The organism is Streptomyces nanhaiensis (assembly GCF_046614825.1).
Lineage (GTDB): Bacteria > Actinomycetota > Actinomycetes > Streptomycetales > Streptomycetaceae > Streptomyces > Streptomyces radiopugnans.
Genome location: NZ_JBKJFM010000006.1, coordinates 87,966 through 105,716, shown reverse-complemented (window position 1 = coordinate 105,716; position 17,751 = coordinate 87,966). Strand labels below are relative to the sequence as shown.

Here is a 17,751-nt window from a genome sequence, read left to right as displayed (position 1 = left end):
GCGGCCCGGAGCTCGGGTTCCGGGGGCCGGGATCCGGGGTTCGAGCGCCTTCTCAAGGGGATGGGTGGGAGGTCTCCTCCCACCCTCCCACCCTGCGGTTTTCCACTCTCCGCGATCGGGGTTGCCGGAACCGGTGCCGGCCGGGCCGTCGGCCGACGAGGTGCGCGCCCGGGTCGAGCGGCTGCGGGCGGGTCTGCGCGCCCCGGCGGCGCGGGACCGGGGCGTGCGGGACAGGGACACGCGGGGCCCGGTCCCGGTCTTCGGCTGACGGGTCAGCCGCCCAGGCTGAGCGGGATCTCCTCGGCGCGCAGCTCCGCGACGGCCGGACCGTACATCCGGGACTTGATGGTGCCCAGGGTGGGGCTGGCCTTGGCGGTCAGGGATGCGGCGAGCTCGATCGCGGTGGACCGGACGGCGTCCTCCTCCACCGCGCGGTCGACGATCCCGCTGGCCAGCGCGTCCTGCCCGCCGTAGCGGCGGGCGGTGGTCATGGACTCGTGGGCCGTCTGCGGGGTCAGCCGGGCCTGGATGAGGGCGGACATGCCGGGGGTGAAGGGGATGTGGATGTCGGCCTCGGGCAGGCACCAGAAACCCCGGTCGGCGCGCATCACGCGGAAGTCGTGGGCCAGGGAGAGCATCGCGCCGGCGGCGAAGGTGTGGCCCTGGAGGGCGGCCACGGTGATCAGCGGCAGGGTCAGCACCCGGGCGAAGAGTTCCTGGACGCTCGCGGCGTACTCGGCGGCCTTGTCGGTGTTGGCCAGCAGCCATTCCAGGTCGAGGCCGTTGGAGAAGAACTTGCCGGTCGCCGCGGTGACCAGGGCGCGCGGCCCCTCGGCCTTCTCCACCTCGTCCAGCAGGGCGTTGACGGAGACGAGCCAGTCGGGGTGGAAGCGGTTCTCGCCGTCTCCGATGTCGAGGACGAAGACGTCGCCTTGGCGGTCGAGCGCGGGCATGGCTGCTCCTTCGGGCGGGAGTGGAACCGGCCGTGTCCTGTCGTGATCTTCCCGAACAAGAACCTACTGGCCGGTAACGGCGATGGCCGCATGCTACCCAGCCACTCCCCCCGACCACATCCCCGGCACCGGGCCGCCGGACCCCACTCATCGGACAAAAGGGTCTTAGCATATGCCCTGTGGGGTGTCACCGGAGAGGAAACAGGTCCTCTCCCCCGGCGGGTGTCCGGGCCGGATAGCATGCCCGGCCCACAGCGACAAGGAGACTCGATGGAGCAGGGCCAGGGCGCACAGCGGCACGGGGAGCGGTCCCGCACCGGGACGCCGGCCGCCCCGTGGGCCGGTGACGCTCCGCAGACCGGCCCCGCCCCCCGGGCCGACCCCGGCCGGGAGGCCGAGGCCGCCGAGTTCGCCGAGCAGATCCGGTCGCTGACCCGCGCCCAGCAGCGGCTGCAGAGCCTGCTCGACGCAGTGCTGGCCATCAGCAGCGAACTGGAGCTGCCCGTGGTGCTGCGCCGCATCGTCACCACCGCGATGGAGCTGGTCGACGCCCGCTACGGCGCGCTCGGCGTACTGGACGAGAGCGGCGAGAAGCTGGAGCAGTTCATCCCCGTCGGGCTGAACGAGGAGGAGGAAGCCGCGCTCGCCGGTGTGGAGCTGCCCCGGGGCCACGGCCTGCTCGGGCACCTGATCCACAACCCCGAGCCGCTGCGGGTCGAGCACATCGGAGCCCACCCCAACTCCTCGGGCTTCCCGCCCGGGCACCCGCCGATGCGCACCCTGCTCGGCGTGGCGATCAGCGTGCGGGGCGAGATCTACGGCGACCTGTACCTGACCGACCGGCGCGACGGCCTCCCCTTCGACACCCAGGACGAGAACATCGTCATCGCGCTGGCGGGCGCCGCGGGCGTGGCGATCGAGAACGCCCGCCTCTTCGAGCAGGTCCGCTCCGGCGCCGAGAACTTCCAGCGTCTGCTGCTGCCCCGGCTCCCCGACCTCCACCCGTTCAGCGGATCGGCCGTCTACCGGCCCGCGACGGCCCCCGGGCAGCTCGGCGGCGACTGGTACGACGTCATCCTGCTGCCCGACCGCTCCTGCGCGGCCGTCATCGGCGACGTCGTCGGGCACGACCTGAAGGCCGCGGCCTCCATGGCCCAGACCCGCAACATGCTCCGCGCGCTGTTGTACGACCGGCGCACCCCGCCGAGCCTGGTCCTCTCCCAGCTCGACCGCACCCTCCACGCGATCACCGAGAGCTCCGTCACCACCGCCTGCCTGGCCCGCATCGAGCCGGAGGGGGACGGCTGGTGCCTGCACTGGAGCAGCGCGGGCCATCTGCCGCCGCTGGTGATCACACCGGACCGCAGGACGGTCTACCTGCACGCCGATCCCGGTGTGCCGCTCGGGGTGGACACCCGGCAGCCCCGCCCCGACCACACCCACCCCCTGCCGGGCGGGGCCACGGTGGTCCTCTTCACGGACGGGCTGGTGGAGCACCCCAGGCGCCCCCTGGACGTGTGCATGGACGAGCTCGCCGAGGTCGCCGCCGCCCACGCCGGCGAGCCGCCGGACAAGCTGTGCCGGATCCTGGCCGACAACCACACCAGCGACGGCCACGACGACCTGGCCGTCCTCGTCCTGCGCACCCCCGAAACGCAGGCCTGACCCCCGCCGCCGCCTTCCGCACCGGACAGGTTGACCCCGCTGACCATGTGCCCGGCCGCGGCGGACGCGGTGACGGGTGCGTCCGGATGGGGGAGAACGTGATCGGGACCGCCGTAAGCGTGTTCCAGCTGCTGTTCGGCCTGCTGCTCCTGGGGGCGGGATGGGACAGCCTGCGCAGACCGGGCGAAGCCTCCCCGCCGGCACGGGGCCGTCCGGAGTGGGTGGTGCGGTGCCGTGCCGGAGGCTTCGCGCTGATGGGGCTGGGCCTGGCCGTGGAAGCCGGACTGGAACTGCTCGGGCGTCCGGAGGTCCCGGCGACGGGAGTCGTACGCGCGGTCGGCGCGGCCCTCGTGGTCTGCTCCCTCGCGGTGTCGGGCGTGACGTGGATGCGGGAGCGCGCCGGCGGCCGGCACCGGCCGGGCGGCGAACCGCTGCAGAAGCCGCGGAAGACGGCGGGCGGCCCGGCCCTGTGAGGCCCCGGACCGCCCGCCGCCCGTGCGGCGAGGGGCTTCGGATCAGCCGAAGTCCACGTCGCTGCAGATGTAGTAGACCTGGTCGGCGTGCGAGGCCTTCCAGATCGTGTAGACGACGTGGTGCCCGCTGCGGCCGGGGGCGCTGACGTCCACCCTGATGTCCGAGGCGGGGGCGTACCTGCCGGTCGTCTCGATCAGCTCCAGGTCGCCCCAGCCCAGGCGCTGGGTGGTGGGGTCGAAGCCCTGGCGGGTGACGTAGATCTGCAGGTAGTCGGCGCCGTGCTGGGCCTGGTCGCGCAGGTGCACGGTGAAGTCGCGGCCGACGCTCGTCTTCTTCCACTGGCCGGGGACGTCCATCGCGCGGTAGCGGCCGTCGCTGGTGTGCCCGGCGCTGCACAGCTGGCCGTCGGGGACGAACGCCCGGTGGTTGCCGCCGACGTTGTCGCGGTAGAGGCCGTTCCAGTTCCACATGGCGTTGGTGTCGGTCTGCCATGCCTGCCAGCACATCGGGTCCTCCCGCTGCATGGCCGGGTTCTGGAAGTCGCTGCCCCAGCGCAGCCAGCAGCCGTAGTTGCGGGAGGCGGGGTCGATGACCGAGCCGTGGGCGGAGGCGGTCCCGGCCCACGGGAGCATGCCGAGCAGTACGGCGGCCAGCACGGCGAGGAGGCGGGCCGTCCAGCGGCCACCTAAGACGCGCTCATGACAATTCATTGCGGACACTTCGCTTTCACGCTGTGAGGGGATGCGGGGGTGCGGCCTGGGAGCGCTCCCAGACCGTCATTCGTGCGTTCCCCCGCGGCAACCGGACCGAAACACATTCGACAGTAATTCGACAGAAATCCACGCCGGTCCGGATCGTCGGGCACGGTTGCCCGGGCCGCCGGGCCACCGGGACGCCGTGACCGCCGAGCCTTCCGGGCCGCCGGCCCGCCTGAACACCTGACCGCCTGACCGGGGGCCGGACGGCCGCCCGCTCCCCGGAAACCCGGCACCCGGCCCGTATGCCCCCTCCCGGCCTACCCGCCCCCGTACAGCCGGTCGAGGCCGACGAGCACCACCTCGCCGTCCGCCTCCGCCGCGCGCAGGGCGGGAGTGAAGCCCGCGCCGGAGTAGCAGGCGGGACGGGTGCGCGCGGTGTCCTCGCCGTGGGCGGCGAGGTGGGCGATCAGCCTGCGCAGCCGCTCCAGGTGGGTCACGTCCAGCACCTCGTCCCAGCGGGCCAGCCCGACCGACAGCAGCGCGCCGGGGCGCTCCCCGGCCGGCCCCCGCACCACCACCTCGGCGGCGGGGGCGGCGTCCGGCGGCGGATGGGCCGGGGAGCCGTGGAGAGCCGTGGCGGGCGCCTCCCCGAAGACGCCGGGGCCGGCGTACTCCAGGGCCCAGTCCCGGCACACCTGGGCGAAGTGCGGCGCCGCCACCTCCGTCTCGAAGACGGGGCGCGCCCGGTGCCACAGGGCGTCGGCGTCCTCCCGCTCCGCCGACGAACGCCGCGGCCGGACGACCGCGTACTCGAAGGCGAGCAGCGGCTCGGCGATCCGCAGCCGGGTGACGTTCGGGCGCAGCGCGTCGGGTTCGGCGCCCAGCAGTCCGCTCTCGTGCAGCAGTTCCAGGCAGCGGGAGACGTCGGGCAGCGGGACATCGAGGAACTCGGCGATCTCACCGGACGTGGAGTGCCCCGAGGCGACGGCGGCGAGCGCGGAGTGGGACAGGGCGCGGTCGAGGTGACCGGTCTCCTCCAGCAGCAGCAGACGCGCCTCGCGGTACAGGGGGGTGCCCGGGTCGAGGACCGTCCGGCGGACCCAGGCGCCGAAGTCGTCCGGCCCGCCGGGGGTGTCGCCGCGGGCGTGGTCGTAGCGGTAGGCGGGTGTGCCGCCCACGACGGCGTGCACCAGGAACGCCAGGCGGGGGTCGTCCAGGCCCCACAGGCGCGCGGCCTGCCGGAAGTCCGGCGGGCGCACCTCCATCTCCAGGTCCGCCAGCCCGTGCAGCGGCGAGGGGCCGCTGAACAGCCGGCGCATCACCGGCAGGTCGCTGCCGCACAGCAGCAGCCGGGGCCGGGCCCCGCCGTCCTCTCCGGCCGCCGCGCTCCGGCGGTGCAGGGCCGCGCAGATCACGGACGGCAGCGACGGGCTCTGCCGCACCAGGCGGGGGAACTCGTCGACCACGACCGGCAGCGGCCGCCCCTCCCCCAGCCCCAGCAGGGCGTCCACGGCCGCCTCCCAGTCGCGCGGGCGGCTCCGCGCGGGTGCGCCGGTGTACTCGGCGGTCTCGGCGATCCGCTCGCCCAGCATGCGCAGGGACTCCGACGGCACCGCCTCCTGCGCACCGAACCAGAAGCCGCCGGCGGCCTCGGTGAGCGCCCGGAGCAGATGCGTCTTGCCCTGCCGCAGCCGTCCCGAGACGACGCCGAGGCCGGGTCCGGGGCGGGGGTCGGAGGCGAAGGCGGTGAGCGCCTCCCACTCGGCGTCGCGGCCGAGGACCGTATCCGGCTTGGCGTACCGGAGGGCGTCGGTGCGGGACACGGGCCGCTCCCATCGGTCGGTAGCGCTCCTCGTCCCATTACACCTCCGGCCGCCCGCCGCCGCGACGCGCGTACGCCCGCCCGCCGGGCGACGATGGGAACGACGGGCCGGACGGGTGCCGGGCGGCCGGGGGCCGGGGAGCCGAATAGCCGAGGAGGGCGGACCATGGCACGAGACGGGAGCGCCGCGCGGCACGGCGGCCCCCGGGGCGGGCTTCGGAACGGACCGCGGGGCGGGCACCGCTCCGTCCCGCACACCGCCGACCTGCGGGTGGAGGCGTGGGCCCCGACCCGCGAGGAGTGCCTGGCGCACGCGGTGCGCGGCGTCTGCGAGTCGTTCGTGGACCTGTCGGGGGCCGTCGGCCGGCGCCGCAGGGACGTCGAGGTGCGGGCGGAGACGGACGAGGACCTGCTGGTGGCGCTGCTGGACGAGGTGGTCTACCGGCTCGACGCCGACGGCGAGGTGCCGGTGGACGCGGAGCCGGCCGCCGTACCCGGCGGGGTACGTGCCGTGCTCCACATGGCCGATGTCGGCACGCTCGCGGAGACTGGCGCGGCGCCGAAGGCCGTCACGCTGCACGGGCTGAGCTTCGGCCGCGGAAGGCGCGGGTGGGAGTGCTCGGTGACGCTCGACGTCTGAACGGGCCCGCCGGGCGGGGCGGGTGGGCGGTCCGAGCGGGTGACCGCGGGGGGGCGAGCGGGTGACCGTGCGGGCCGCCCGCAATACCATGGACCCCAGGACAGGGACGAAACGGCCTTTTCCGGCCACCGGTTCCGTACGGCGTCCCGCGGTGCCCCGCGGCGCCACGACCTCTTTCTCCGAGGGGGAAGATCCATGTCCGCCACGCACGCTGCCGAATTCGAGCACGTCATCCACACCGCGAACATCTGGCTGAAGGCGGTGTCCGAAGCCCTGGGGACCGAGGACCGGCACCTGGCCAACCGCGTCCTGCGCACCTGGCTGCACACCCTCCGCGACCGGCTCACCGTCGACTCCGCCGCCCACTTCGCCGCCCAGCTCCCCGAACTGCTGCGCGGCGTCTACTACGACGGCTGGGTCCCCAGCTCCGCACCGGTCAAGTACGACCGCGAGACCTATGTGAACCGCTTCGCCCAGGAGGCCCTGGTGAGCACCGAGGCCGTCCCCCGGATCGCCCCGGCGGTCACCGAGACCGTACGCGCGCACCTGTCGCCCGGCCAGCTGGAGCGCGCGCTCGACCAGTTGCCGCACGACGTCCGTACCGTCCTCGAGCCGGCGCCGGTCCCGGCCCCCGCCGGCTGAGCGCGCGCCTGTGCGCATCGGCGCGCACCGACGTGCACCGGTGCGGGCAGCCGTGCACCGGTGCGGACAGCCCGGCCACCGGAACGCACCCGGAGGGGACCGTGGACATCACCCTGGTCGAGGAGAGCCCGTTCCGCTTCCGCATCGAGCGGCGGGGCGCGATGCGCGTGCCCGGCACCGTGTTCGCCACCCGTGCCCTGCTGCCCGAGGCGGCGGGCGACCAGGCGCTGGAGCAGGTGGCGAACGTGGCCACCCTGCCCGGCGTCGTCCGCGCCTCCTTCGCCATGCCCGACGTCCACTGGGGGTACGGCTTCCCGATCGGCGGGGTGGCCGCCACCGACGTCGAGGCGGGCGGCGTGGTCTCGCCCGGCGGCGTGGGCTTCGACATCTCCTGCGGGGTGCGCCTGCTGGCCGCCGGCATCGACCGCGACGCACTGGAGCCCCGCCTGCGCGAGCTGATGGACGTCCTGGGCGACACCGTCCCGCGCGGCACCGGCCCCGGCGGCCTGTGGAAGCTCTCCGGGCGGCCGCAGATGGAGGAGGTACTGGCCGGCGGCGCCGGGTACGCCGTCGAACAGGGCCATGGCGTACCGCGCGACCTGACCTTCTGCGAGGACTACGGCGCCCTGGAGGAGGCCGACCCCTCCCAGGTGGGGGCGCGGGCCGTGGAACGCGGCCTCCGGCAGGTCGGCAGCCTGGGCTCGGGCAACCACTTCCTGGAGGTGCAGGCCGTGGACCGGGTCCACGACGAGAAGGCCGCCGCCGCCTTCGGGCTGCGCCCCGGCGGGGTGTGCGTGATGATCCACTGCGGCTCCCGGGGCCTGGGCCACCAGGTGTGCACCGACCACGTCCGCGTCATGGACCGCTCACTGCGCCGCTTCGGCATCTCCCTGCCGGACAGGCAGCTCGCCTGCGCGCCGGTCGTCTCCCCGGAGGGGCGGGCGTACCTGGGGGCCATGGCCGCCGCCGCCAACTACGGCCGCGCCAACCGCCAGTTGCTCACCGAGGCCGTACGCCGCGCCTTCGCCTCGGCGGCGGGGACGGAGGTGGACCTGGTCTACGACGTCTCCCACAACATGGCGAAGTCCGAGACCCACCAGGTGGACGGCGTACCGCGCCGCCTGTGCGTCCACCGCAAGGGCGCCACCCGCGCGCTGCCGCCCGGCCATCCGGACCTGCCCGGGGAGCTCTCCGGCGCCGGGCAGCCGGTGCTGATCCCCGGCACCATGGGCACCGCCTCCTACGTCCTGGTCGGCGAACCCGGCAACGACGCCTTCCTCTCCACCTGCCACGGCGCCGGACGGGTCTGGAGCCGCCACCAGGCGCTGCGCCGTGTCCGCGGCGAGGAGCTGCGCGGCCGCCTGGAGTCCGAGGGCGTCGCCGTCCGCCCGTCCTCCTGGCGCGGCCTGGCCGAGGAGACCCCGGAGGCCTACAAGGACGTCGACGCGGTCGCCGCCGCCACCGAGGGCGCGGGCCTGGCCCACCTGGTCGCCCGCCTGGTCCCGCTGGGCGTCGTCAAGGGCTGAGGAGGGCGGCGGGATGGCGTCAGACCATCCCGCCCGATGCGACCCCACTAACTGGTTCCGCGCCCTGGACTACCACTGCTCGATGCTGGCGACAGCCCTTGTCATGACGTCCACCACCGTGTTGACGCCGCCGACGTCCAAGGTGACGTCCTCGACGTCGAGGAATACCTGGTAGGCCCCCTTACTGCCCGGATGGCGTTTGACCCCGGGGAACTTGCCAAAGGTCTTGTCGAGTCTCATGTTGATCGAGTCTCGTGCCGACTTACCCGACTTGAGAGAGGGAACCGGGAGTTTTTCCGTAACCGAGCACTCGATCTCCAGGGAAGCCTTCCTGGGACCGCTCATCCTCTTCAGACGGACAACGAGTTCGACCTGGCCCGAGAGACTCATCATCCGGCACTCGCCTTCGGTGGCCGTATACCTGTTGAGACCCACGTAAAGGGAACCGATGCGGCGGCAGAGGTCCTCCTCCGGGATTTGATCCGTTCCGCTGGCGATCTGGACGACCGACTCCGCCACCCGCAAGGACCCCACGAACTCGACCACCGTCTGCGGCCGGTCAGCCGGATGCTTGGACGTCGCCTTCCTGTACAGGTCGATCAGGTTCTCGGCCGCCCGGTCGTCGACCCAGCTCGACAACTCGTGCGTCAGGATCTCGATGTTCTTTGTGAAGTTTTCGCCACTCGGGTCCCTGCCGGTGATCAGGAAAAACATGAGTTGAGCAAGGCTGAATACATCGACGGTCTCACTTCGCGCCGCCTTGGCGTTCGGCTCGAACAACTGCTCAGGGGCGGCATAGTTGATCACGCCGCCCACTCCGATGTTCGTCGTCACAGTTCGATTGGTCTCGTGATACGCCAGATCGAAGTCCGTCAGGTACGGGACCTGCCGGCCGTCTTCGGCGAAACACATGATGATGTTCTCGGGTTTTATGTCCCTGTGTTTCACCTGCTGAGAATGTGCGTGCTGGACGGTCTCACAGATGTCGATCATGAGACGCAGCACGCCCTCCGCGTCCGAGCGGTCTATGAAGGCCTTCCGCAAGTTGTCACCGGGGATGGAATCCATGAGGAAACCAAAGGGAGCCGACATCATCTGGTGCACGCGCACTATTCGGGGATGCTCCAGCTTCCTCATGTTGCTGTACCCGTTGGCGAAGCGTCGAACTTTGACCTCGTCATCGAGTTCGTTGCCATGAAATATCTTCATGGCGTAGCTTCTGCCCTCTTCGTCCTCCAGTTCCCAGACATGACCGTAACCACCGTGCCCCAAGTGCCTGACAACACGCCCGAAGCGGGTGTTCTCGCCGATGCTGATGTCCGCCAGGTTCTTTCGGAACTCCCGTATCCGAATGGCCAGGGAATTCCAGTCGGGGTTCCTCCGGACGTCAGGCAGGGCCTTCTCTGTCTCCTGGAACCACCTCACAATGGATTCCAGTTCAATGGAGCACTTCTTCCCTCCCTGCCGCAGCCTGACATTGCGTTCGGAGAGTTCCTTGAGCTGGGTGTAGTGGTACTGGTCGACCAGACTGTGGGCCTTGGCCAGGTTCTGAGCAAGTTCGCTCTTGTCGATCGGCGGCCCCTCTCTCTTGGGAAACCCCCTGCCAAGCACCACGGTACCGGCGATGTCGCCCTTGAAGACCGGCGTCTGAACCTCTGGGGGAATCTCTCCCGCTACCGACTCGTACACACCCAGCAAGGTGATCTCACCGTTCCAGTTGACCGCATCGCCGAGTAGCGCATTGATCAGCGCATTGGTGAAGACCCCACGCTTGGCGAACTCCTTCGCATACTGCTCCGGCCTGCAGGCCGCCAGAATGCAGCGGCTCTCGTTGACCGCCGGGACTTCTTGTTCGATATCCCCGACCTGCAGAGGCCTGCTGTTCGTCCAGCCGAACGCTGAGCCAGAATGACAGCAGTCCAACACGGCCACCACGTGATTGAATTTCGAACTGGCCGACTCCATCAACTGCGCCATATGACTGAGCGATATCCCCGGGTCGAAAGGTTGCGCATCATGAGTGACCAGATGTCCCGCACTCCCGATCACCTGACCATGGCCCGCGAAGTAGATGAGGAATATATCCCCCTCTTCTTCACCGTAAGCCACTTCTGATATCGCACGGAGTATTCCGTTACGCGTCCCCCGGGAGTTCAGCAGCAATTTTGTGTCAAAGTCGTACTGCTCTAGCGAGAGACAGGTCGCCATTTCGTTGGCATCGTTCACGCACCCGTAGAGGGGAGCATCTCCGTAGTTGTCAATCCCTACGACTACCGCTTTGTTCACGTTACCCCGTTCCGGACCCGAAGGGGCCCAACCCCGCAAGGAGGCCATGCTAGGAGAGAAGGGGCGGAGCTGAACAGTGTTCAACGGGGCGGAATCGGAAGCATCGCGGCTGTTTTCGGCCAATCAAAAAGAATAAGCCGGACGACGGCGCAACAGCGCGTGCAACAGGCTGCCACAGAAGACACGCGACCCTGTGTGGTCCCTGCATGCCGCCGGGATCATGCGGAGCCTGCCCGTTCCAGCACCACCCGGGAAGTCACGGTGCTCCACGAGCACCCGAAACGCCCGACGAAGCCGACCGCGTGCAGGCCGGACCGACCGCGCATGGGGGACGCTCTCTGGCCGCAGACTGAGACCAGAACTGAGACCAGCCCGACCAAGGCGGCCCGCGCCCAGCGCCGCCGCCGCATCCGCTGAACGACGAAGGACCAGCTAGGAACGTTCCTAGCTGGTCCTTCGGAGTGAGCCGCCTAAGGGAATCGAACCCTTGACCTACGCATTACGAGTGCGTCGCTCTGGCCGACTGAGCTAAGGCGGCGATGCGTGCGGCGAACCGCAGCGCGCTCAAGTGTACACAGTGCCCGGGGGTGCCCCGCACCGGATTCGGTGCGGGGCGGGGGTCAGGGGACCAGGGGACCAGGGGGTCAGGAGCACTTCTTGCCGTCGGCGGGTACCTTCCCCCGCAGCAGGTAGTCGTTGACCGCCGAGTCGACGCAGTCGCTGCCGCGCACGTACGCCGTGTGGCCGTCGCCCTCGTAGGTCAGCAGGGTCGCCGAGGAGAGCTGCTCGGCCAGGCCCTGGGACCACTTGTACGGGGTCGCCGGGTCGCGGGTGGTGCCCACGACCAGGATGGGGGCGGCGCCCTTCGCCTCGATGCGGCGGGGCTCACCGGTGGACGGGTGCTGCCAGTACGTGCAGTTCAGGGCCGCCCAGGCGAAGTTGCGGCCGAAGACCCCGGACGCCTTGCGGAAGCCGGGGACGGCCTTCTCCGCCTCGGCCGGGTCCTTGAATGGGGCGGGCAGGTCGAGGCAGTTGACGGCGGCGTTGGCGTACATGATGTTGCCGTAGCCGCCGTCGGCGCCGCGCTCGTAGTAGTCGTCGGCCAGCGACAGCAGTTCCGCGCCGTCGCCCTTCTGCGCGGCGGTGAGCGCCGAGCGCAGCTTCGGCCAGTAGTACTCGGTGTACATGGCGTTCAGCACGCCGATCGTGGCCAGCGACTCGGTCAGCTTCCGCGACTCGCCCGTGGCGATCGGCTTGGCGTCCGTCTTCTCGAAGAAGGCGCTCAGGCGCTCGCCCGCCTCCTTGACGCTCCCGCTGCCCAGGGGACAGTCGTCGAGCTTGACGCAGTCCTCGGCGAAGGCGGTGAAGGCGGTGTCGAACCCCGCGGTCTGGTCGAGGTTGAGCTGCTCGGAGGTGAGCGAGGGGTCCATGGCGCCGTCCAGGACGAGCCGGCCGACGCGGGAGGGGAAGAGCCCGGCGTAGGTGGCGCCGAGGTAGGTGCCGTAGGAGGCGCCGACGTAGGTCAGCTTGTCGTCGCCGAGCACCTGGCGCAGGACGTCCATGTCGCGGGCGGCCTCGACGGTCGAGACGTGGCCGAGCAGGTCGCCCTCCCGCTTCTGGCAGCCCTTGGCGAACTTCTCGAAGGCCGCTGCCAGCTTGTCGATCTCGCCCTTGTCGTCAGGGGTGGCGTCGGTGCGGACGTACTCGTCCATCTCCTTGTCGGTCAGGCACTCGATGGGCTCGCTGCGGGCCACGCCGCGCGGGTCCATGCCGACGATGTCGTACCGGGCGCGCACCGGGGCCGGGTAGCCGACGCCCGCCGCGAGCTGGACGTAGTCGACGGCGGAGCCGCCCGGGCCGCCCGGGTTGACGTGCAGGGCGCCCAGCCGCTTGCCGGGGCCGGAGGCCTTCTTGCGGGTGACGGCGAGTTTCAGGTCCTCGGACTCGTCAGGCGCGGCGTAGTCCAGCGGCACCTTCAGCTCGGCGCACTGGAAGCCGGAGACACCGCAGTCCTTCCAGCTCAGCTTCTGCCCGTAGTACCGCTTGAGGTTCGCCGGGACCGCCTCGGGCAGCGGTTCGAGCGGCTTGGCCGGGCTCACCCCGCGGTCGTCCGAGGGGCGTGACGACGAACGGGAGGGCTCGGCGCCGCGCTCGGGCTCCGGATCGTCCGAGCCTGAGCAGCCCGACAGCAACAGCGCGGCCGTCGCGAACGCGACGCCACCGGTACGGAGCAGACGCCTGGTGTCCATGACCTTGGAGCGTATACGGGCCGGAGCCGCCAGGAGGTGAGCCGCCGCCGGAGTCCGCGGCGGCGGAGGAGGAGGTCAGCCCGCGCGGAGCGCCACCGCCATCGCCTCAACGGCCAGCAGGGGGGCCACATTGCGCTCGATGGCGCGGCGGCACTCCAGCACCGCCTCCATGCGGCGCAGCGTCTGCTCCGGACGGGTGGAGGCGGCGATCCGCTCCACCGCGTCGCGGACGTCCTCGCACGCGATCGCCACCTGTGAGCCGAGCTGGCGGACCAGCACGTCGCGGTAGAAGGCGGTCAGGTCGAGCAGGGCTAGGTCGAGGGAGTCGCGCTGGGCGCGGGTGGCGCGGCTCTTCTGCCGCTTCTCCAGGTCCTTCATCACTCCCGCCGTGCCACGCGGGAGCCGCCCGCCCTCGGAGGCGCCGAGCGCGGCGCGCATCTCCTCGGTCTCCCTGGCATCCACCTCCTCGACGGCCTCCCTGGCGTCCTCGCCGGCCGCGTCGACCAGTTGCTGGGCGGCCCGGAGCGCGTCGCCGATGTCGTCCATCCGGGTGGGCAGGGCGAGGACGGCGGCGCGGCGCGTACGGGCCCGCGCGTCGGTGGCCAGGCGCCGGGCCCGGTCGATGTGGCCCTGGGTGGCGCGGGCCGCGGCCACGGCCGCCTCCGGCTCGATGCCGTCGCGCCGGATCAGCATGTCGGCGACGGCGTCCACCGGCGGTGTGCGCAGCACCAGATGGCGGCAGCGGGAGCGGATCGTGGGCAGGACGTCGTCGGCGGAGGGCGCGCACAGCAGCCACACCGTGCGGGGGGCGGGTTCCTCGACGGCCTTGAGCAGGGCGTTGGCGGCCTGCTCGGTGAGCCGGTCGGCGGTCTCGTGGACGACCACCTGCCAGCGGCCACCGGACGGGGAGAGCTGGGCGCGGCGCACCAGGTCGCGGGTGTCGTCGACACCGGTGCTGAGCCCGGACGCGCGGACCACCTCGACGTCGGCGTGCGTGCCGATCAGCGCCGTGTGGCAGCCGTCGCAGAAGCCGCAGCCGGGTGCGCCGCCCAGGGCGCGGTCGGGGCTGACGCACTGCAGGGCGGCGGCGAAGGCGCGGGCGGCGGTCGCCAGACCGGAGCCGGGCGGGCCGGTGAACAGCCAGGCGTGGGTCATCGCCGAGCCGGAGAGCCCCGGGGACCCGGGCGGCTCCGGGGACGCCGCCCGGCTCCCCTCGTCGCCGGATGCGGCGGACGCGGCGGCCGTGACGTGCGCGTCGGCGTCGCGCGCCGCCGCGGCGAGCTGCTCCACGACCCTGTCCTGCCCGATCAGGTCGTCCCATACGGCCATGGCCCCGTCGCCCTCCCTCCGCGCGCCGCCCGGTCCGTCCGGTGCCGGTCCGCCGTCCGGCGCCACCGCGTGCCGCTCGGCGCCGAACCGCGTTTCCGCCATTGTTCCGCACGGCTGTGACAGCCGCGGACGGCCGGCCCGCGGCGGGGTGCGGCCCGCCGGGCGTCAGCCCCGGCGGCCGCGCCGCCGGCCGTCCTCCTCGTCCTCGGCGAACTCCTGGTGAGGACCGAGGAGTTCGTCCGCGAGGGTGGGCAGGTCGTCCATCGGCGTCTCCTCCGCCCACTCGGGACGGCGGCGGGGGCGGCCCGCCTCGTCGACCTGCGGCAGTTCCCGGGTGCGCTCCTCGCCGGCGGCGGGCGGTGCGGCCGGGGGCTCGGCGCCGGTCCCGTCCTTGCGCAGCGACCACGACGGCGCCCGGTCCCCGGGCTCCGTCCGCGGCAGCGGGGCGGTCTCGTCCCCGGGGGCCGCGGTCGCCCCCGCGGGGGGAGCCGGGGGAGCCGACGGCGCCTGCTGCGGCAGGACGACCGTCTCCTCCGCGTCCGGCGAGACCCGCGGCAGGACGGTGGTCTCGTCGGCGTCACTTCCGGTGTTCCCGGCGCTCCCGGCACCCGCGGCACCGGCACCGGCACCCGGAGTCTCGTCCTTGCGCAGCGAGTGCCTCTGCCGCGCCTCCCGGGACTCGCGCTCCTCCCGCTCCCGGCGGGCCGCCTCCTCCGCCTCGGCGGCCCTGCGGGCCTGCTCGGCGCGGAGCAGGGCCTCCTCGGCCTTGCGCTGCTTCTCCAGCCGGCGCTCCTCGGCCTCGGCCCGCAGCCGGGCCTCCTCCTCGGCCAGACGGCGCCTGCGCTCCTCCTCCTCGCGGCGGGCGCGCTCCTCGGCCTCGCGTCGCCGGCGCTCCTCCTCCGCCAGGCGGCGGGCCTCCTCGGCGCGCTGCCGGGCCTCCTCGGCCCTGCGCAGCTCCTCGCGGCGCCGGGCCTCCTCCTCCTCGCGCTTCCTGCGCTCCTCCTCCTCGGCGCGCAGCCGCTCCAGACGCTCCTGTCGCTCGCGCTCCAGGCGCTCCTCCTCGGCCTTGCGCGCGGCCTCTTCCTCCGCGCGCCTGCGGGCCTCCTCCTCGGCCCTGCGGCGCGCCTCCTCACGGGCGGCGATCTCGGCCTCGGACAGCGGCAGCATCTGGTCGAGCCGGTGCCGCACGACCGTGGTGACGGCCTCGGGCTCCAGGCCCGCGTCCACCACCAGGTAGCGGGTGGGGTCGGCGGCGGCCAGGGTGAGGAAGCCGGAGCGGACCCGCCGGTGGAACTCGGCGGACTCCGACTCCAGCCGGTCGGGCGCCTCGGTGAACCGCTCGCGGGCGGTCTCCGGCGAGATGTCCAGCAGGACGGTCAGATGGGGTACGAGCCCGCCGGTGGCCCAGCGGGAGATCCGGGCGACCTCCGTCGGCGACAGGTCGCGCCCGGCCCCCTGGTAGGCGACGGAGGAGTCGACGTAGCGGTCGGTGATGACGACCGCGCCGCGCTCCAGGGCGGGGCGTACGACCGAGTCGACGTGCTCGGCCCGGTCGGCGGCGTAGAGCAGGGCCTCGGCGCGGTGCGACAGGCCGGCCGAGGAGACGTCCAGCAGGATCGAGCGCAGCCGCTTGCCGATCGGGGTCGCGCCCGGCTCGCGGGTGACGACGACCTCGTGGCCCTTGGAGCGGATCCACTCGGCCAGCGCCTCCACCTGCGTGGACTTGCCCGCGCCGTCGCCGCCCTCCAGGGCGATGAAGAAGCCGGTGGGCGAGGGGGCCTGGAGCGGCTCGGAGCCGCCGCCGAACGCCTCGCGCAGATCGCGCCGCAGCGGCACGCCCTGCCGGTCGTCGAGGCGGACCAGGACGAGGGCCGCCACCGGCAGCAGCAGCGCGCCGACCAGCATCAGCGTGAAGGCCGCGCCGCCGTGGGCGAAGACGAAGTCGCCGCTCTCGACCCGGTGCGGGCCGATGAGGGCCGCCAGCACGGGCGCGGCGACGGCCGCGAACGCGACGGCGACGTGCACGGACGCGTGCAGGTGGTCGGTCATCCGGGCGCGGCGGGACTCCTCGGTCTCCTCGTCCAGGAGGGTGTGCCCGGTGTTCGCGGCGACTCCGGCGGACAGGCCCGCGAGCAGGAGCAGCAGCAGTACGGCGGTGGTGTCGGGGGTCAGCCCGGCCGCGAGCAGGGCCAGTCCGGCCAGCGCGACGGACAGGGCGAGCAGCCGCCTGCGGGACAGCGCGGGCAGTACGCGCGGGGCCCGGCGGACGCCCGCGGCGGTGCCGCCGGTCAGCGCCAGGACGAACAGCCCGAACAGGACCGGGCCGCCGCCCAGGTCCATGGCGTGCAGCACCGCGAGCGCGGCGGCCGCGGCGACGGCGGCGGCCACGCAGGCGCCGGTCAGGACGAGCAGCGGGGCGGCACCGGTGCGGCCCCTGTCCACGGCCTTGCGGACGGTCTTGCCGTCCGCGCCCTTCTCCGGCCTGCCGGTGCGGGGGCGGCGCAGGCCCTCCAGCGGGGAGCGGGGGCGCGGGGTGCCGCCGCCGGGCAGGTGCAGGAAGTACAGCAGGGCGATCGACGCGGCGAACAGGCCGGCCGCGGCGTAGGACGCCAGTGCCGCCTGGTGGGTGGTGAACCACTCGATGCCCGCGCCCAGCAGGTTGCCGACCAGGGTGATCGCGACCAGCCCCGCGGCGGCCGCCGGGATGGCGAGGAAGCCCGTGCGCAGCCACAGGCGGCGCAGCGCGTCGTGGTGGTCCGGCAGGGGGCGCACCGCCGCGCCCTCGGGGGGCGGTGCGGGCAGCAGCGTGGGGGCGGCGCTGTCCTTGGCCACGCCCCGGACCCGTTCGGCGACCCCGGTGAGGAAGACGGTGACCAGCAGGAAGGCGAACGCCTGGTCGGGGGTCCAGTCGATCCACAGCGGCGCGACGATCATCAGCGCCAGCCGTACGCCGTCCGCCCCGATCATCGTCCAGCGGCGGTCGAGCACGCCGCCGGAGTCCGCGGTCAGGGAGGAGAGCGGACCCAGCAGCACGGCGCCGAAGAGCAGGGCGGCCAGCAGCCGGACGGCGAACACGGCGGCGACGGCGAGCGCCACGCCGCGGTAGCCGCCGCCCAGGACGGGGGCGCCGCCCATGGCCGGTACGGCGACGGCCGCCTGGAGGGCCAGCAGCACCAGGACCAGCAGGGCGAGGGCGTCGCCGACCCCGCTGGCGAGCTGTGCGCCCCACAGCCGGCGCAGGGGGGCATGCCTCAGCAGGGCCCGCACGGCGCGCTCGCGGGAGTCCGCGGCCAGGGCTTCGGAGGTGGTGGACACGACCGGTGGCTGCTCTGCACGCGTCATCCCGCAAGCCTATCGGTCGGGGGTACGGGGGCTGCGATGCGGCCGGACGAGCGGCCGGGGAAGCTGTTACGGACGGACACGTGCGGAAGGTTCCCGCACGTGCCGCCCGTATGCCTACCCCCGCG

12 protein-coding genes and 1 tRNA gene are annotated in these 17,751 nt (G+C 72.8%); 5 read left to right on the top strand and 8 right to left on the bottom strand.

From position 1 onward, the window contains the following. Positions 1-272 precede the first annotated feature (272 nt). A complete protein-coding gene (locus tag ACLIYP_RS03815; protein WP_412711707.1) occupies positions 273-953 on the bottom strand; it encodes an enoyl-CoA hydratase-related protein in 681 nt (226 codons plus the stop codon). Positions 954-1,223: 270 nt separating this feature from the next. Here ACLIYP_RS03815 and ACLIYP_RS03810 point away from each other — a divergent pair, with 270 nt between their 5' ends. Together ACLIYP_RS03810 and ACLIYP_RS03805 are read left to right on the top strand one after the other, a co-directional pair. Next, positions 1,224-2,618 carry a PP2C family protein-serine/threonine phosphatase gene (locus ACLIYP_RS03810; RefSeq protein ID WP_412711706.1) on the top strand — a complete coding sequence of 465 codons (1,395 nt, stop codon included), beginning with the start codon at positions 1,224-1,226 and terminating at the stop codon, positions 2,616-2,618. Positions 2,619-2,704: 86 nt separating this feature from the next. After that, complete coding sequence (locus ACLIYP_RS03805; protein ID WP_412711705.1) at positions 2,705-3,091, top strand: hypothetical protein; 387 nt, start codon at positions 2,705-2,707, stop codon at positions 3,089-3,091. Between the two features lie 42 nt (positions 3,092-3,133). Here ACLIYP_RS03805 and ACLIYP_RS03800 read toward each other — a convergent pair whose 3' ends face one another. Both ACLIYP_RS03800 and ACLIYP_RS03795 read right to left on the bottom strand, forming a co-directional pair. Further along, positions 3,134-3,802: a lytic polysaccharide monooxygenase auxiliary activity family 9 protein gene (locus tag ACLIYP_RS03800; RefSeq protein WP_412711704.1), complete on the bottom strand. Its 669-nt coding sequence runs from the start codon at positions 3,800-3,802 to the stop codon at positions 3,134-3,136. 305 nt (positions 3,803-4,107) lie between these two features. Beyond that, positions 4,108-5,613, bottom strand: a complete 1,506-nt coding sequence (locus tag ACLIYP_RS03795; protein ID WP_412711703.1) for an AAA family ATPase — start codon at positions 5,611-5,613, stop codon at positions 4,108-4,110. Positions 5,614-5,778: 165 nt separating this feature from the next. On the opposite strand from ACLIYP_RS03795, the gene ACLIYP_RS03790 reads away from it, so the two are divergent. The 3 genes from ACLIYP_RS03790 (at position 5,779) to ACLIYP_RS03780 (ending at position 8,420) form a co-directional block, all read left to right on the top strand. After that, positions 5,779-6,252 carry an archease gene (locus tag ACLIYP_RS03790; protein ID WP_412711702.1) on the top strand — a complete coding sequence of 158 codons (474 nt, stop codon included), beginning with the start codon at positions 5,779-5,781 and terminating at the stop codon, positions 6,250-6,252. 195 nt (positions 6,253-6,447) lie between these two features. Then, a complete protein-coding gene (locus tag ACLIYP_RS03785) occupies positions 6,448-6,894 on the top strand; it encodes a DUF2267 domain-containing protein (protein ID WP_412711701.1) in 447 nt (148 codons plus the stop codon). Between the two features lie 101 nt (positions 6,895-6,995). Continuing rightward, entirely contained in the window at positions 6,996-8,420 is a 1,425-nt protein-coding gene (locus ACLIYP_RS03780; protein WP_412711700.1) for an RtcB family protein, read from the top strand. Positions 8,421-8,489: 69 nt separating this feature from the next. Here ACLIYP_RS03780 and ACLIYP_RS03775 read toward each other — a convergent pair whose 3' ends face one another. From ACLIYP_RS03775 to tmk, 5 genes are all read right to left on the bottom strand, one after another. Then, entirely contained in the window at positions 8,490-10,706 is a 2,217-nt protein-coding gene (locus ACLIYP_RS03775) for a protein kinase domain-containing protein (protein ID WP_412711699.1), read from the bottom strand. Positions 10,707-11,170: 464 nt separating this feature from the next. Then, positions 11,171-11,244: transfer RNA gene (locus ACLIYP_RS03770), tRNA-Thr, on the bottom strand. 106 nt (positions 11,245-11,350) lie between these two features. Then, positions 11,351-12,955: an alpha/beta hydrolase gene (locus ACLIYP_RS03765; RefSeq protein WP_412711698.1), complete on the bottom strand. Its 1,605-nt coding sequence runs from the start codon at positions 12,953-12,955 to the stop codon at positions 11,351-11,353. A 75-nt stretch (positions 12,956-13,030) separates the two neighbouring features. Beyond that, the gene (locus tag ACLIYP_RS03760; RefSeq protein ID WP_412711724.1) at positions 13,031-14,284 is read right to left on the bottom strand and encodes a DNA polymerase III subunit delta'; all 1,254 of its coding nucleotides are present in this window, start codon (positions 14,282-14,284) and stop codon (positions 13,031-13,033) included. Positions 14,285-14,449: 165 nt separating this feature from the next. Then, on the bottom strand, positions 14,450-17,626 hold the full coding sequence (gene tmk / locus ACLIYP_RS03755) for a dTMP kinase (protein ID WP_412711697.1): 3,177 nt from the start codon (positions 17,624-17,626) through the stop codon (positions 14,450-14,452). Positions 17,627-17,751: the final 125 nt, after the last annotated feature.

Excerpts from the sequence above, each read along its gene's own strand:
- ACLIYP_RS03810 (WP_412711706.1), top strand. The coding sequence starts at position 1,224 with ATGGAGCAGGGCCAGGGCGCACAGCGGCACGGGGAGCGGTCCCGCACC.
- ACLIYP_RS03790 (WP_412711702.1), top strand. The coding sequence starts at position 5,779 with ATGGCACGAGACGGGAGCGCCGCGCGGCACGGCGGCCCCCGGGGCGGG.
- ACLIYP_RS03800 (WP_412711704.1), bottom strand. The coding sequence starts at position 3,802 with ATGAATTGTCATGAGCGCGTCTTAGGTGGCCGCTGGACGGCCCGCCTC.
- ACLIYP_RS03760 (WP_412711724.1), bottom strand. The coding sequence starts at position 14,284 with ATGGCCGTATGGGACGACCTGATCGGGCAGGACAGGGTCGTGGAGCAG.
- ACLIYP_RS03765 (WP_412711698.1), bottom strand. The coding sequence starts at position 12,955 with ATGGACACCAGGCGTCTGCTCCGTACCGGTGGCGTCGCGTTCGCGACG.
- tmk (WP_412711697.1), bottom strand. The coding sequence starts at position 17,626 with ATGACGCGTGCAGAGCAGCCACCGGTCGTGTCCACCACCTCCGAAGCC.
- ACLIYP_RS03815 (WP_412711707.1), bottom strand. The coding sequence starts at position 953 with ATGCCCGCGCTCGACCGCCAAGGCGACGTCTTCGTCCTCGACATCGGA.
- ACLIYP_RS03805 (WP_412711705.1), top strand. The coding sequence starts at position 2,705 with ATGGGGGAGAACGTGATCGGGACCGCCGTAAGCGTGTTCCAGCTGCTG.
- ACLIYP_RS03785 (WP_412711701.1), top strand. The coding sequence starts at position 6,448 with ATGTCCGCCACGCACGCTGCCGAATTCGAGCACGTCATCCACACCGCG.